Genomic DNA, 16,396 nt, shown 5'->3' with positions numbered 1-16,396 from the left:
GACACCCACCACCGCAATCGGCTCGAACTGACCCTGCTCAGCCACCGCCAACCGCGCAGTCAACTCATCAATCCTGCGCAACGCGTCCGTGATGATCGCACGACGATCCGACGACACAGCAGTCATGGGGTTCAGCTCAATCTCTCCGAGAGTTGCTGCAGCAACTCGGCTTCCGATAGGTCGTCGTAATCGTCGGCGTCATCCTCGGCGTCGGCCGCCTCGGCCAGCTCGGGCAGGATGTCCGCCAGATAGCTCACGAGCGCCTCGACACTCGGATAGTCGAAGACCACCGACGTCGGCATGACCTGGCCCAGGCTCTCGCTGAGTGAACGCTGGAGCGTCACACTCATCAGCGAGTCCATCCCGATCTTGAAGAAGCCGACAACGGGATCGATCATCGCCGGCGATGCAAGTCCCATCGCCGAGGCGACGAGTGCGGTCACATGGTCGGCCAGCAGGGCCAGGCGCCCCTCCGGCTCACAGGCGCTCAAGGCCTGCCGGAACTCTGTGGTGCCCGACTCGGGATCGTCATCGCTGTCGTCCGCGCCTTCGGCCGCGACGAGGTCGTCGATGATGTGCAGGGCGGTGCGGGTGCGGTAGGCGGTGCCCAGCCGGGTCCAGTCGGCGGCGACGACGGTGGCGCGGGTGGGCGCGGCGGGACCGGTGACCGACCACAGCGCCTGGATCGCGACCTCATCGGGCATCGGCTCGAGGCCGGAGCCGAGAGTGATCTGACGCTCGGCCGAATCCTGGTTGTCTGACAGCGATTTCCACAGACCCCAGTTGATGGCAGTGGCCGGTAGCCCGGCGGCACGGCGGGCGTAGGCGAGGGTGTCGAGGAACGTGGTGGTCGCGGCATAGTGTGCCAACCACCGCGATCCCAGGACACCCGAGATCGACGAGAACAGGACGAATTGCCGCACCGGCTGATCCATCGACAGTTCGTGCAGCACAATGGCGGCGTCGATCTTCGGCCGGAACATGGTGGTGACGTCGTCGTCGGTCATCTCGGTCAGCATCACCGGACCGCCACCGAAGGCGGCGAGGTAGATCCCACCCAGCGGCGGCAGATCCTCACCGAACCGGTCGAACAGCGCGCCCATCGCGACCCGGTCGGCCGCATCGGCGGCAACGGTGACCACGGTGACACCACGTTCGGCCAGCGTCGCGGTCAACGCGTCGAGGCGCGCGCCCGGATGACGGGACACCGCGACCACGGTCCTGGCGCCCATATCGGCCAACTGCTGCACCAGATGCGGCCCGATGTTGCCGGTCGCGCCGACCACCAGATGCGCCGCATCCGCGTCGAGACCGTCCCCGGCGGCGAGCGGCTGCGGGCGGCGACGCAGACGCGCCACGTGGCGCGTACCGGCGCGGTAGACGATCTGGTCCTCCCCGTCGGTCGCCGCCACCTCGCTCAACAGGTAGTGGGCGGTCTGCCGCGCGGGGGCCGAGGCGTCCACGTCGACCAGCCCGCCCCAGATCTCGGGCTGCTCGAGTGCCAGGGTGCGGCCCAGCCCCCACAGCACCGCGTGCGCCGGGTTGGCCCGGTCCCCCGCCGCGACCGGCTGCGCGTTGCGCGTCACCAGGAACAGCTTCGGCGGCGCCACCGTCGCCAGCATCGCCACGATGAGTTTCCGGGCAACAGAGAACAGCCGGTGTGCGTCGGCGCCCTGGTCCTGCGCGGGCGCGTACACCACGATGTCGGCCTCTGCCACCGCCGCCGACACCTCGGCCGGATCGGCGTCCTCGCTCACCGCCACGACCGAACCCGCCGGTACCCCCCGCATGATCTGGGCGGCCAGGCCGGTGTCGCCGATGACCAGCCAGCTGGCGTCGAGATCGGCCACTGGATCGCCCGTCGTGGACGGCATCCAGGTGAGTTCGCAGTTCCATTCGGCCGGGATTACGCCACCGGCCTGGGCGGCCGAGTCACGATGCGTCGCGATCTGCGCCGCAGACCGCGGCGCAAACTCGATCCAATGACGGGTGTGGTGCCAGGGGGTGGTGGGCAACTGCGGATGCGGCTCCGGCGGGTGCGGCGTCTGCGGCGGATGGGTGGTGTGGGTGGTGTTGAGGTTGGTGTGGAAGGTCAGGGTGTCGTCGGTGTCACGAGCCAACGTGCCCACCGCATGGTGATGATGATCGCCGAGAGTATCGCCGATGGCGTGGACCAAAACCGGGTGCGGGCTCACCTCGACGAACAGGGTGTGCCCGTCGGCCGCCGCGGCGCTGACGGCCTGGTGCAGGCGCACCGGCCGGCGCACATTGGCCACCCAGTAATTCGCATCCAACAACGGCATCGTGGTGGTGTCATCAACCGTCGACAAGAACGGAACCGCCGGCGTCTGCGGCACCAGATCAGCCAACGCGACACGGAGTTCGTCGAGGATCGGATCCATCAACGCCGTATGCGAGGCGACCTCCATGTTCACCCGACGCGCGAACCGGCCCGACTCGGTGACCGCCGCGATCACCGCATCCACCGCCACCGGCGGCCCCGCCACCACCGTCTGCGACGGCGACACAAAACCGGCCACTTCCACACCCGCGTGATCGGCGATCACCGCCCGGGCGGCGGAGGCGTCGAGAGTCAACAGCGCCACCGCGCCCTGGCCGGCCAGCCGTGACATCAGCTGAGAACGGGTGGCGATCACCCGCAACCCCTCACGCACCGACAGAGCACCAGACACCACCGCCGCGGTCACCTCACCCATCGAATGCCCGATCACCGCATCCGGAACCACCCCATGAGAGCGCCACAACGCGGTCAACGCCAACTGCAACCCCATCACCACCGGCTGCACCCGCGCATCCCCAGCCACCGGCTCCGCCTCGGCGATCACCTGCCGCAACGAGAAACCCACCTGCTCGACGAACACCGGCTCCAACTCATCAACCGCCGCCGCGAACGCCGGCTCCTCGGCCAACAACCGCCGACCCATCCCCGCCCACTGCGACCCCTGACCCGAGAACACGAACACCGTCCCCGACCCACACACACCCTCATGCGCACCCACCACACCCGCCGCGTGATGACCCACCGACAACGCCCGCAACCCCGCCACCGCAGCAGCCCGATCCCGCGCACACACCGTCGCGAACCGGCCATGGCTCGACCGATGGTGATTGAGCGTGTGCGCGACTTCGGCCAACCCGACACCGGCACCGACTCCGGCCATCCAGTCCGCCAACACCGACGCGGTCGCCGCGATCCGCTCCTCCGACTTGCCCGACACCACCAATGTGCACACGGCCGGATCGACCACGGACTCCACCGCAACCACGTCCGGCGCCTGCTCGATCACCACGTGTGCATTGGTGCCGCCGAACCCGAACGACGACACCCCGGCCCGGCGGGCATGGCCGGCGGCAGGCCAATCCTGGTGCTCTGCGACGACTTTCAGGCGGAGCTGATCGAACGGGATGTGCGGGTTGGGTTCGTGGTAGCCCACGTTGGCCGGGATGCGTCCGCGCTGCACCGCCATCACGGCCTTGATGAACCCGGCGATGCCCGCGGCGGCCTCCAGGTGGCCGAGGTTCGACTTCACCGCACCCACCAGCAACGGGGCGTCGTCGGCGCGTCCACGGCCCAGGACGGTGCCCAGCGCCCGGGCCTCGATCGGATCCCCGAGGAACGTTCCGGTGCCGTGCGCCTCCACGTAGTCGATGTCTCGGGGGCTGAGTCCGGCGTTGTCGCAGGCAGCCCGCAGGACGGCCATCTGCGCGGCGGGATTGGGCGCCATCAGCCCGTTGGACCGGCCGTCCTGGTTGACCGCCGAGCCACGGACGACGGCCAGCACGCGGTCACCGTCGTGCAGTGCGTCGCGCAACCGCTTGAGCACCACCACCCCGCAACCCTCGCCGCGGACGAAACCATCTGCGGCGGCGTCGAACGCATGGCACAGCCCGGTCGGCGACAATGCGCCCGCCTGGTCGAACCCGTGGAACACCGCCGGGGAGAGCAGCAGATTGACCCCGGCCGCCAGGGCCAGGTCGCTATCGCCCGTGCGCAGGCTCTGGCAGGCCAGGTGCAGCGCGACCAGCGACGACGAGCAGGCAGTGTCGACGGTCAGCGACGGGCCGCGCAGGTCGAGGAAGTACGACAGCCGGTTGGCGATGATGCTCAGCGCGCCCCCCGTGTTGCTCCATGCGTCGACATGCGGCAGATCCGTCGATCCGAGGTAGCCGTACTCGCTGAAGCAGGCGCCGGCGAAGACACCGGTCTGGGTGCGACGCAGTGACGCCGCGGGGATGCCTGCGTGTTCGAGCGCCTCGCAGGTCACCTCCAGCAGCAGGCGCTGCTGGGGGTCCATCTTCGCCGCCTCACGCAGCGAGATGTCGAAGAAGTCCGCGTCGAAGGCGTCGATGTCGTCGAGAAAGGACCCGTACCGCGTGGTGTGCTCGAGCGCGGATCTGATCTCCGGTGTTCCGTCGTCAAACGGCTCCCACCGCTCCGGGGGCACCTCACCGACCGCGCAGCCACCGTCGATCAGAAAGTCCCACAGGGCGTCGGGTCCCGAGATCCCGCCCGGCAGACGGCATCCCAGTCCAACGACCGCGACGGGCTCGTTGGCCGAGAAGGAATGAGCTCCGGCGTGGTGTTCCTCGCCCGCGTGCGGCGCCGGGGCGCTGAGGAACTCGACGAGGTCGTTGACCGTCGGATGCTGCCAGAAGTCGACCGGAGAAACCGGACGGCCCAGCAGTTCGGCGAGTTCGCCGGACAGCACCACGGCATCGCGGGAGCTGACGCCCAGCGCGGACATGGAGGCGTCGAGATCGATCTCCGCGCGTTCGCATCCGACGTTGCCGACCAGGTACTCGATCAGCCAGTCCCGCAGGCTCGCCTCGTCGATCGCCGGAGCACTCATGCCCGGCGATCCAACCGGTCGAAGTCGTCCAGCCGGTAGCGCTCCACACACGTCGAGCGGCGGATCTTGCCACTGGTGGTGATCGGGATGGAGCCGGGACCGACGAACACCAGATCCGCGACACGGACGCGGTGCGTGGTCGAAATGGCCGCGGTGATCTGTCGCTTGAGGGTGCGCAGCCGCTCGTCCCGCTCCTCGGCGGTCCCGCGTTCTTTGACCTCCACGATGGTGACCAGGTGTTCTGCGCCGTCGCCCGGTACGGAGATCGCCGCCACGCGCCCGTTGCTGATCTCCTGGACCGTGGCCTCGATGTCGTCCGGATAGTGGTTCGATCCGTCGACGATCAGCAGATCCTTGATGCGGCCGATGATGAACAGCTCACCGTCGGAGATCACGCCGAGATCTCCGGTGCGCAGCCAGGGACCGGTCGGAGTGCCCGCGGACGGATTGCTCAGCCGCCCGCCGAAGACACGTTCGGTCTCCTCCGGGCGCTGCCAGTACCCCTGCGCCACGTTGCGGCCGTTGACCCAGATCTCGCCCACCTTGCCCGCGGAATTCTCGGTGCAGGTCTCCGGGTCCACGATGCGCATCACCGTCGACCGTGACGTGCCGTGGCCGAGGAGGTCGGTGCCCCCGGCCGCGGCGCTCTCGCACGGCATCGCGTGACCGCTCGAGAGCTTCTCGTAGTCGAACCGCACGATGTTGGGCGCCGCGCCCCGTTGGGTGGTTGCGACGTACACCGTCGCCTCGGCCAACCCGTACGACGGTTTGACGGCAGCCGGGCTCAACTCGAACGGCGCGAACCGTTCGGTGAACCTCCGGACGGTCGCGGCGTGGACGCGCTCGCTACCGCTGCAGATGCCGAGCACGCCGCCGAGGTCCAGACCCGCCATGTCCTCGTCGGTGGTCCGGCGGGCGGCGAGTTCGAAGGCGAAATTCGGTGCGGCGGAGAACGCTCCGGGATTGGCCGCGAGCTGCTGCATCCAGCGGGCCGGGCGCTGCAGGAACGCCATCGGGCTCATCAGCACGGCGCGCCGACCGCTGACCAGCGGGGCGCACACCCCCTTGATCAATCCCATGTCGTGGTAGAACGGCAGCCACGAGACGAACGACATCCCGGGCGGCGTGGATCCGCTGCAGCCGAAGTAGTCCCGGAAGGCCTGATCGACGTTGACCAGCACGTTCTCGTGGGTGACGACGACACCGGCGGGCACCCGCGTGGACCCGGACGTGTACTGCAGATACGCGATGCGCGGATACCGGTTGCGCTGCCTCGGAAGGGCGGGCGCATCGAGGTCGAGGGAGTCCACCTCGACCACCGCCGGTGCGCGCCGGCCCGCACCCTCGGCGTAGCGGGCGACCTCGGCGGAAACCGAGGACGTCGTGAGGATCACCGACGGCGCGCAGTCCTTGAGCACGCTTGAGATGCGCTCGTCGTGAACGCCGAAGTGCGGCACCGACAACGGCGCCGCGATCAGGCCGGCCTCCAGTGCGCCGAAGAAGGCGACGATGTAATCGAGGCCCTGAGGGGCGATGATCGCCGCCCGGTCACCGCAGGCGCCGTAGATCGCCAGTTCCTCGGCCAGCACCAGCGCCCGGTTGTGCAGCTGTGACCACGTGAGGCTTTCGACGAAACCGGCGGGGTCGACCTCGTAATCGAGGAAGACGTAAGCCGTGTCGTCGGGCTGCCGGCGGGCTCGTTCCTCGAGCAGGCCGGGAAGAGACGATGTGCTCATGTTCGTACCCATCTTTCGATCAATCGGAGCTCAGAGGACGCGCACTGTCACGCAGGAGGCGGTTCCGGCGGGCGTGGTCCGGCCACGCGCGTGGTGCTGACATTTCCGTGTCACGGATCCCCCTGCATTCCCTCCCGACGAATTGCTGTGCGCTCGCGTCCCCTCACCGCTCGCCGAGAGCCATACCGTACAACGGGAATTCCGAGGTTCGAACGGTTTAATTACGATTTCAACGCGAGTGCTTACCAACGAAAAATGTCGTCGAGCTAAGCGCTTTGCGCTCGACGCCGCTACCAGCCGGTTTGACAGTCGTCAAGCAAATCGAGCCGCGTCAGCCCGCCCGCAATTCAGCAACGCTTCCAGTCAGGCGATCGACGTCCCGAACCGGCCGACCGTCGCCTCCCGCGAGCCGCGCCGCCCGCCGACCCCGACCCAGGAGGTGGAACGCACACTCCCCTCTCAGCATCGCCAACTGATCGCCTTGCTACTGAGAACGCCACGGCGCGGCCCGCGCTCAGTGCGGGCCGACCGACAAGCCGGGTGCGTCCGCCCATATCTGCAGTTCAGACCCGTAATTGAGGAGCTGAATCGTAAACTCGGCGGACGTGGCCGTGGTCAGTCCTCGCCGGCTTCCGAGCGCTCGAGGCTGAGAGTATCGAGGCCGATGCTGAGAGTTTCACACGTGTATTCGTGATCACTTCCGCTGCGAGGGCATCTGCTCGCGGGTCTCGTTCGTGTCCCCCCGCCCTACCCCGGGCGACGCGATCGTGGGTAACTCGTTGCAAAGGGAGCTACTATGGCAACGAAGTTCTTTGAATTGGCTCAGGTATCAGCTAAGCCCAGCGACGCGTCAGCCGGAAGTACCCGTGCGACGACGACCGCCCGCCGCGGCCGCATCGGCATATCGGCACTGCACGGGCTCACACAATTCCAATCGCCAGCCGTGAATAGCACCAAAGAATTCCGGTTCACAAATTGCTCAATAGAACGAATTGCCAACATTCATCACATTTCAGTACGTGAGAATCCTTGCAATCGGCACCATGGCTTGCGTCTTTACGGTTTTCGCCCAGATGCTCGAACGGCCACTCCGGCCATGACCGAATCGAACAAACGGATTGCCGCACAACGTGATTGGTCAGACAGCCGCCGCACGGTCCAGTCGGGTTCGCCGCATCGAATGCTTGCCACGGGCAAGAATCGCCGCGAGGGCCGCCTGGATGCACGGCGTCGCATAATTGACGCGCATGCACCCATGTCAGTCGCCGCACACGCTGTTATGGCGAGGGTCACAATCGCACACTCGCCCCTCGCTCGGAGGGGCCTTACCCGTTCGCACGATTGCTAAACATCCGGACTCCCGGAATCTTTTCTGGATCCCCGGGCGAGCGGTGTGGGCTGCCGCCAGCAACGCGCCGCAGCCCCCGGAAACGCCGGAGCTTGTCGGAGACTTCGCGACAAAACCACCGATGTACTGCACTTTTACGGTCGCGTAGGCGATGATCTGGTCGTCGACCGCGACGCCGCGGCGACGCGATGCGCCCACGGCTCATCCCGGGGCGTGCGCAGGATCAGGGGGACGAATGACCAATGCCAAGGCACCGCACAGCGCGGGTGCGCCGGACAACGGGACGTTGTTCATCTTCCCGCACGCCGGCGGCTCCGCACGTGACTACGTGCGGTTCTCCAGATCGTTTCGGACCGCGACGAAGCGCGTCGCCGTCCAGTACCCGGGCCGGGTGGGTCGGCACGACGTCACCGAGCTCAGCAGCATCTCCGAGCTCAGTGACGAGATCTACGCGATGCTGCAACCCAACATCCCCGACACCGATGTGTGCTTCTTCGGCCACAGCATGGGCGGGCTCATCGCGTTCGACATCGCGCACCGCCTCGAGCGAGATGGGAAACCGCTTGCCGCGCTGTTCGTCTCGGCCTCACCGGCCCCCGGACACGGCGGCTACGAATACCTCCATCAGGGCTCAGACGACGAACTGCTCGGCATGGTCGCCGCGATGGCGGGCACCGACACGAACTTCCTCGGCGGCGCGTTCGGATCCACGGTCCTCAAGACCCTGCGGAACTATGGCGCCATCACGAGCTACAGCTGCCCCGAAGGCACCACGGTGTCCTGCCCCATCTATGCCTATGCGGCCGCCGAGGACACCGCGGTCGCCTACGACAGCATCGCGGCGTGGAGCCAGTTCACCACCGCCGGTTTCGCGCTGCGCACCGTCCCCGGCGGGCACTTCTATGTCACCGAGGACAGTGCCGACCTGGTCGCCGACATCGAGAAACGCATGGCGGTGCTGTCAGAGACGCGGACATCGTGAACTCGGCGATGCCCACCGGTGCTGACGCCGACAAGGATCTCGGCCTCGTGCTGTCCTACCTCACCGGCCGCAAACTGACGCTCGATGAGGTCCTCGCCGCGGTCGAGATGTCCCGCTCGACGTACTACGACCGGCAGGCCAGAGGCGCGCTGACCACTACGGACACACTCCTGACCGCGGCGCGCAACCTCGGTCTCAACCCCGTCGACCTGCTCGTGCGATACGGGCGTATTGAAGTGAGCGAGGTGGCCGACTATGTGGAAGAGGAACGCCACCCTTTAGGCCGATCGATGGCGGGGCCATCGACGCTGACGGGCCTGCCTGAGCAGACCGCGCGCCGCGCACGGCGCACGGTCACGCCACCTCGGCCGCGTCCGGATTCGCCACCACTCTGAGCGTCCGCTCACGCGAACGCTCAGGCCGGTGGCGTCCGCTCACGCGAAAGCCTCGAGCGGCGGGCAGGAGCACATCAGGTTGCGGTCCCCGTACGCGCCGTCGATGCGCCGCACCGGCGGCCACACCTTCGGCCGGAACGCCTTGCCCAGCGGATACGCCGCCTGCGCGCGGGTGTAGGGGTGCGTCCACTCGTCGACCAGCAGGCACTCCGCGGTGTGCGGCGCATTGCGCAGCGGGTTGTCCTCGACGGGCCACGCCCCCGACCCCACCTGATCGATCTCGGCGCGGATCGCGATCATCGCCGCGCAGAACGCGTCGACCTCGGCCAGCGACTCGCTTTCCGTCGGCTCCACCATCAGCGTCCCGGCCACCGGGAAGCTCATCGTCGGTGCGTGGAACCCGAAGTCCGCCAGACGTTTCGCCACATCGTCGACGGTGACGCCGGTCTGCTTGGTGATCGGGCGCAGGTCGAGGATGCACTCGTGCGCGACCATCCCGTTCTCGCCGGTGTAGAGCACGGGGTAGTACTCGTCGAGTCGGCGGGCGACGTAGTTGGCCGAGGCGATCGCGGTGAGCGTTGCCGCCCGGAGCCCCGGCGCGCCCATCATGCGGATGTACATCCAGGTGATCGGCAGGATCGAGGCCGACCCGTACGGGGCGGCCGACACGGTCAGATCATCGCCGAGCTCGTCGGCCAGCGGGTGGCCGGGCAGGTACGGCGCCAGATGCGCCCGCACCGCGACCGGACCGACGCCGGGGCCACCGCCACCGTGCGGGATGCAGAACGTCTTGTGCAGGTTGAGATGGCTGACGTCGCCCCCGAACCGGCCCGGCCGCGCCAGTCCGACCAGCGCGTTGAGGTTGGCGCCGTCGACGTACACCTGCCCGCCCGCGTCGTGCACGGCTGCACAGATGTCGGCGACGTCGTGCTCGTAGACACCGTGGGTGGACGGGTAGGTGATCATCAACGCGGCCAGGCGCTCGGCGTGCTCGGTGACCTTGGCCCGCAGGTCGTCGAGATCGACGTCACCGTTGGCGCGGCAACCGACCACCACGACCCGCATCCCCGCCAGCGCCGCCGACGCGGCGTTGGTGCCGTGCGCGCTCGACGGGATCAGGCACACGTCGCGGTCCGGTGCGCCGTTGGCCTCGTGGAAGGCCTTGATGGCCAGCAGGCCGGCGTACTCCCCCTGCGATCCGGCGTTGGGCTGCAACGAGATCTCGTCGTAGCCGGTGATGCCGGTCAGCCAGCTCTGCAGGTCGGCGATCATCCGACGCAACCCCGGGTTGTCGGACTGCGGCGCGAACGGGTGCTGACGCGCGAACTCCGACCAGGTGATCGGCTCCATCTCCGCGGCGGCGTTCAGCTTCATCGTGCACGACCCGAGCGGGATCATGCTGCGGTCCAGCGCGATGTCCTTATCGGCCAGCGAGCGCAGATACCGCATCATCTCGGTCTCGGTGCGGTACCGCGTGAACGCCGGGTGGGTGAGGAAACCCGATGTGCGGGTAGCGATTTCGGGACCGGTGAACGGCCGGCCGCCGCGGTCGGCCCCGAACGCGGCCAGCACGTCGGCGACGTGGCCGGCCGTGGTGGCCTCATCGGCCGCCACCGACACGTGGTCGGCGTCGACCTGCCAGATGTTGATGCCGCGAGCCTTCGCGGCCTCGCGGACCTCGGCGGCCCGGCCCGGCACCCGCGCCAGCACGGTGTCGAAGAAGGCGTCGTGCACCACTTCCACGCCCGCCTCGGCCAGCCCGGTCGCCACGGCACGGGCGTGCCCGTGCACACGCCGGGCGATCGCGGTCAGTCCCTCGGCGCCGTGATAACTCGCGTACATCGCGGCCATGACCGCGAGCAGCACCTGGGCGGTGCAGATGTTGCTGGTGGCTTTGTCGCGGCGGATGTGCTGCTCGCGGGTCTGCAACGCGAGCCGGTAGGCCGGCGCACCGTCGGCGTCGACCGACACCCCGACGAGGCGTCCCGGCAGCTGCCGCGCGTGCTTGGCCGGCACCGCGAGGTAACCGGCGTGCGGTCCGCCGAACCCCATCGGCACCCCGAACCGCTGCGTGGTGCCGAACGCGACGTCGGCGCCGAGTTCACCGGGCGGGGTGACGAGCGTCATCGCCAGCAGATCGGCCCCGACGGCGACGAGTGCGCCGCGCTCATGGGCTTCGGTGATCAGCGGCGCCCAGTCGACCAGCGCACCCGAGGCACCGGGCAGCTGCACCACGACGCCGAAGAAGTCACCCTCGGGCAGGCCGTTGCGCAGGTCGGCGGTGACGATCTCGATGCCCAGCGGCCGCGCCCGGGTGGCCAGTACGGCGGCGGTCTGCGGGTACACGTCGGCGTCCACGGCCAGTCGGGTCGACTTGCTGCGCACCGCGCGCTGCATGAGCGTCATCGCCTCGGCCGCGGCGGTCGCCTCGTCGAGCATCGACGCGCCGGCGACCTCGAGCCCGGTGAGGTCGCACACCATGGTCTGGAAGTTCAGCAGCGCCTCGAGCCGGCCCTGGCTGATCTCCGGCTGGTACGGCGTGTACGCCGTGTACCAGGACGGGTTCTCCAGGATGTTGCGCTTGAGCACCGGCGGGGTCAGCGTGTCGAAGTACCCCTGCCCGATCATCGACACCGCGACGGTGTTGGAGTCTGCGAGCGCCCGCAGCTCGGCCAGCGCCTCGGTCTCCGACGCGGGCGCGGGCAGGACCTCCAGCCCCGGGGCGACGCCGTCGGACGACAGCGTGTCGAGGATGCCGGCGGGCAGCGCCTTGACGGCCAGGTCGTCGAGCGAGGAGACGCCGATCGTGTCGAGCATGGTGCCGACGGCGTCGGCGTCCGGTCCGATGTGCCGGTCGGCGAAACGAGGTTGATGGGCGTCGAGCACGGGTGGGTCTCCTCCGGGGGCAGAACCGCAGTCGGTTCCTCTCCCTCTGTCGTCGACCCGCACCGGGCGCCTGAGAGATTCAGCGGGGGCGTCGGAGCCCGGCACGCCTTTCCCCATGGGCGGGCGGACGGGCAACGTCCACCGCTTTCCAGAGGCATCGGGGCCGTGGACGGTCCTGGGTGCCTGAGAGGTTGACGGAGAGGTGTTGCTCCTTCGGCGTCCGGGACTGGCTGTCACGGAACTCTCCCGCACACGGGCGATGCGCCGCCCAGTCTAGCCGGTCGGGGCCGGCCGCGTTCACCGCGACGTCACCCGCCGCACCGACCGCCTGACCAGCGCGGCGAGCGCAGCCCGATCGCGGTTGCCCAGGGCCACGACGGCATCGACCACCGGCAGCCGCAGCACGCCACGCGAGAAGATCGCCACCGACCGCAACGGAATCTCGGCGATCGAGCGCTCCACCATCCGGCGGACGGCCGGATCCGCGCCGGTCGCCCGACTGCGCAGGGCACCGGTGGTGATCACCCACATCAGGGCCCGGCCCGCCCAGGTCGCCGAGAACTCGCCGAGCGTGGAGTCACGGGTGAACGGACGCGCCGGGAGCACGGGCGGCAGCGGGTGGCCCAGCCGTCGGACGAAGTCGCGGTCGGCGGCCGCGACGGCGGGAGTGTCCGCGGGTTCCGCCGCCCGCGTCACGCCGCCGGTCACCTCCACGTCCAGCCGGTGCACGACGTCGGCGCTGGACCGTGCGACCAACAGCTCGTACCGCCCGCGCGGGGCGCGCCAACCGGCCGCGTCGACGTCGTAGTACTCGAACGCGCGCGGCGCGACCGCGACCGCGACATCCCGCGTCTCCCCCGGCGCCAGCCGCACCTTGGCGTATCCGGCCAGCGCACGCTCGGGGCGCAGCACCACACCCGTCCGGTCGGCGAGGTAGATCTGCACGACGTCGGATCCGGCGCGGGCGCCGACGTTGGTGACCCGGACCGTGACCGTGACGCCCTCACCCGGCGCCACCCGGCCGCGGTCGACCGCGGCGTCGGTCCACGCGAACTCGGTGTAGCTCAATCCGTGCCCGAACGGGAACAGCGGCGCCACCCCGCTGCTGACGTGGTGGCGATACCCGACGAACAGGCCCTCCCGATAGGTCACCTGTCGTGACACGCCGGGGAACCAGCGGTCGGCGGCGACGTCGCGCTGCGCGGCCGGGAAGGACTCGGCGAGCCGCCCGCCCGGCGCGATGTCGTCATGGAGCGCTGCCACCAGGCCCGCGCCGCCGGCCTGCCCGCCGAGGTAGGACTCGACGATCGCGGCGGCGTCACCATGCCACGGCATCAGCACCGGCGCCCCGTTGGACAGCACCACCACGGTGCGCGGATTCGCCGCGCACACCGCGGCCACCAGCGCGTCGTGCTGCTCCGGCAGGGCCAGTGTGGTCCGGTCGAATCCCTCACTCTCGTGCACCGCGGGCAGCCCGACCATCACCACCGCGACCTGGGCGTCGCGGGCGACGGCGACGGCCTGCTCGATCAGCGCCCCATCCGGTTCCGACCGCTCGGCGTCGTAGCCGGGCGCATACACCACGTCGGCACCGCGCTCACGCAGTGCGGCCAGCGCAGACGTCACGCGGGTGGGCGTGACCAGGGAACTACCGCTGCCCTGATAACGCGGCTTCTCGGCGAACGCACCGATCAGCGCGACGCGTTCGGTGCCGGTCAGCGGCAGCGTGCCGTCGTTGCGCAGCAGCACCGTGGACTCCGCGGCCACCCGGGCGGCCAAGGCGTCGTGCTCCTCGACCGGAATGCTGCCCTGAGCAGTGCGAGGGGCACGCGCGGCCAGATCGGCGACGCGCCGCGCAGCGGCTGCCACCGCCGCGGCCGGCAGCCGCCCGGAACGCACCGCGTCGCGCACCTCACCGTCGAACAGGCCGGCACTGCCGGGCATCTCCAGATCCAGACCGGCCGCCAGCGACCGCACCCGGTCGCTCACCGCACCCCAGTCCGACATCACCAGCCCGTCGAAACCCCATTCGGTGCGCAGAATGTCGGTGAGCAGCACGCGATGCTCGGTGGCGTAGACGCCGTTGACGCGGTTGTAGGCGGCCATCACCGTCCAGGGGCGGCTCGCGCGCACGGCGTACTCGAATCCGGCCAGGTAGAGCTCGCGAAGGGTGCGTTCGTCGACCACGGCGTCCACCACGAAGCGGTGACCCTCCTGGTTGTTGACCGCATAGTGCTTCAGGCAGGCCCCGGTGCCGGTGCGCTGGATGCCGTCGACCACCGCGGCGGCCATGCGGCCGGACAGCACGGGATCTTCGGAGAAGTACTCGAAGTTGCGTCCGCAGAACGGGTGGCGCTTGATGTTGAGGCCCGGCCCCAGCACGACGTCCACGCCGAGGGCCCGCGCTTCCACGCCGATCGCGACACCGACCTCACGGGCCAGATCGTCATCCCAGCTACCGGCCAGCGTGACCGCCGGTGGGAAACAGGTGGCCGGCCGGCTCCCGCCGACGCCGAGGTGGTCGCCGTCGCCTGCCGGAACCCGCAGACCGTGCGGCCCGTCGGCCATCAGCAGCGAACCGACCCCGTGGCTGGGAAGGGCCCGCGTCCGGAAGGCGGTGGCGCCCGACAGCAGCGACACCTGCTCGTCGAGGCTCAGATCGGCTGAATCCATGGGTCAACCGTACGTGGCCGAGGTCACCGGCAGCCAAAACCCTTGACTGGGGCAGGGTTTCGTTCGGTCAGCGCAAATATGAACGCTGACAAGAGATTTCGGGCTCAGCCGATCTTGCGGTCGCGGTGCTTGCGCCGCGACGCCAGTTCGTCCTCGGGCGCCGCGATGGACTCGCCACCGTCAGCCCGCTCACCCGGGAAGTCGGCGATGGCGCCGGTCAACTCGCGCATCGCGCCGGAGACCGCGATACCGAACACGCCCTGTCCCCCCTGCAGGAGGTCGACCACCTCCTCGGCGGACGTGCACTCGTAGACCGTGGTGCCGTCGGAGAAGAGCGTGATGTTGGCCAGGTCGCTGACGCCGCGCTGGCGCAGATGATCGACGGCCACCCGGATGTTGTGCAGCGAGATGCCGGTGTCGAGCAACCGCTTGACGATCTTGAGGACGAGGATGTCCTTGAACGAGTACAGCCGCTGACTGCCCGAGCCCGCCGCGCCGCGGATGGAGGGGACCACCAGCGAGGTGCGTGCCCAGTAGTCGAGCTGCCGGTAGGTGATGCCGGCGATCTGGCAGGCGCTGGGCCCGCGGTAGCCGACCAGTTCGTCGGGGACGGAGTCATCGGGGAACAGCCCCGCCTGCACGGGTTCGCTGGTCGCCCGGGTGACCGACTCCGCCGGAGCGTTATCGGTCGACAGATCCAGCTCTCCCTGCCGAGGCGTGTCGCCCACTATCGAATCCTCTCGCCGTTCGAACTCGCCCACTACCACCCTGCCGCGACGTGCAGTTCGGTGCCGTTACCCGCAAGCCCGAATGCGTTCGAGCATACGCTTTTCACTCCGGTCCTGACTGCTCGTCGCCCCCAAAGTATGGCCGCCGGAATCGCGGTTGGCAGACACTCACACCGCGTGTCGGCGTCGTGCCGCCCAGTTGAGACGCATCCGTGACCAACACCTCGCCGGGATGCCCGGTGTGCGCCGACGCGCTCAGGTGGCCTTGAAGTCATCGGGTGACACGCTGTCGAGGAACTCCTTGAACTTCTCGACCTCGTCCTCGCGAACCGCGCCCCCCGACTCCTCGTCGCTCTCGTCGGGAATCAGCAGCCCGGCCTCGGCCAGGACGGCCTCCTCGACATAGATCGGGACGCCGACGCGCAGCGCGATCGCCACCGAGTCCGACGGCCGCGCCGAGACCTTGATGTCGCGGTCGAAGATCAGGTCGGCGTAGAAGGTGCCCTCCTGCAGGTCGACGATGCGCACCTCCCGCAGCGAATGGCCGAGGGCGGCGATGACGTCGCGGATCAGGTCGTGGGTGAGCGGCCGCGCCGGCTCGACACCCTGCTGTTCGAGCGCGATGGCGGCCGCCTCGGACTGCCCGATCCAGATCGGCAGATAACGGTCCCCGTTGGACTCGCGCAGCAGCAGCACCGGCTGGTTCTGGGGCTGCTCCACGCGAATGCCGACCACACGAACCTCAGCCATCTGTGTCTGCCCTTTCGCACCAGTGTG

The 16,396-nt window shown here is 69.0% G+C and carries 8 protein-coding genes and 1 riboswitch; of the genes, 2 read left to right on the top strand and 6 right to left on the bottom strand.

What is annotated here, in order from left to right:
• Positions 1-131: 131 nt before the first annotated feature.
• Together E4P42_RS16030 and E4P42_RS16025 are read right to left on the bottom strand one after the other, a co-directional pair.
• Positions 132-4,871, bottom strand: coding sequence for a type I polyketide synthase (locus tag E4P42_RS16030; protein WP_135127062.1), 4,740 nt, complete (start codon positions 4,869-4,871; stop codon positions 132-134).
• The gene (locus tag E4P42_RS16025; protein WP_135127061.1) at positions 4,868-6,607 is read right to left on the bottom strand and encodes an AMP-binding protein; all 1,740 of its coding nucleotides are present in this window, start codon (positions 6,605-6,607) and stop codon (positions 4,868-4,870) included. Before E4P42_RS16025 ends, E4P42_RS16030 begins: the two co-directional genes overlap by 4 nt.
• Positions 6,608-8,190: 1,583 nt before the next feature.
• Here E4P42_RS16025 and E4P42_RS16020 point away from each other — a divergent pair.
• Together E4P42_RS16020 and E4P42_RS16015 are read left to right on the top strand one after the other, a co-directional pair.
• Positions 8,191-8,937 carry a thioesterase II family protein gene (locus tag E4P42_RS16020; protein WP_135127060.1) on the top strand — a complete coding sequence of 249 codons (747 nt, stop codon included), beginning with the start codon at positions 8,191-8,193 and terminating at the stop codon, positions 8,935-8,937.
• Complete coding sequence (locus tag E4P42_RS16015; protein WP_245234050.1) at positions 8,934-9,332, top strand: hypothetical protein; 399 nt, start codon at positions 8,934-8,936, stop codon at positions 9,330-9,332. The genes E4P42_RS16020 and E4P42_RS16015 overlap by 4 nt, the downstream gene beginning before the upstream one ends.
• Positions 9,333-9,371: 39 nt before the next feature.
• Here the strand turns inward: E4P42_RS16015 and gcvP are convergent, their stop codons facing one another.
• From gcvP to E4P42_RS15995, 4 genes are all read right to left on the bottom strand, one after another.
• Positions 9,372-12,218, bottom strand: a complete 2,847-nt coding sequence (gcvP, locus tag E4P42_RS16010; RefSeq protein WP_135127059.1) for an aminomethyl-transferring glycine dehydrogenase — start codon at positions 12,216-12,218, stop codon at positions 9,372-9,374.
• 160 nt (positions 12,219-12,378) lie between these two features.
• Positions 12,379-12,477: riboswitch (glycine riboswitch) on the bottom strand.
• 38 nt (positions 12,478-12,515) lie between these two features.
• On the bottom strand, positions 12,516-14,891 hold the full coding sequence (locus tag E4P42_RS16005; protein WP_135127058.1) for a glycoside hydrolase family 3 C-terminal domain-containing protein: 2,376 nt from the start codon (positions 14,889-14,891) through the stop codon (positions 12,516-12,518).
• A 104-nt stretch (positions 14,892-14,995) separates the two neighbouring features.
• Positions 14,996-15,619, bottom strand: coding sequence for a MerR family transcriptional regulator (locus E4P42_RS16000; protein WP_135127057.1), 624 nt, complete (start codon positions 15,617-15,619; stop codon positions 14,996-14,998).
• Positions 15,620-15,874: 255 nt separating this feature from the next.
• Entirely contained in the window at positions 15,875-16,369 is a 495-nt protein-coding gene (locus tag E4P42_RS15995; RefSeq protein WP_135127056.1) for a bifunctional nuclease family protein, read from the bottom strand.
• Positions 16,370-16,396: the final 27 nt, after the last annotated feature.

The sequence above is a fragment of the Mycobacterium sp. PS03-16 genome, from assembly GCF_004570325.1.
GTDB lineage: Bacteria > Actinomycetota > Actinomycetes > Mycobacteriales > Mycobacteriaceae > Mycobacterium.
The sequence above is the reverse complement of the archived record's forward strand: the minus strand, read 5'-3'. Positions and strand labels throughout refer to the sequence as shown.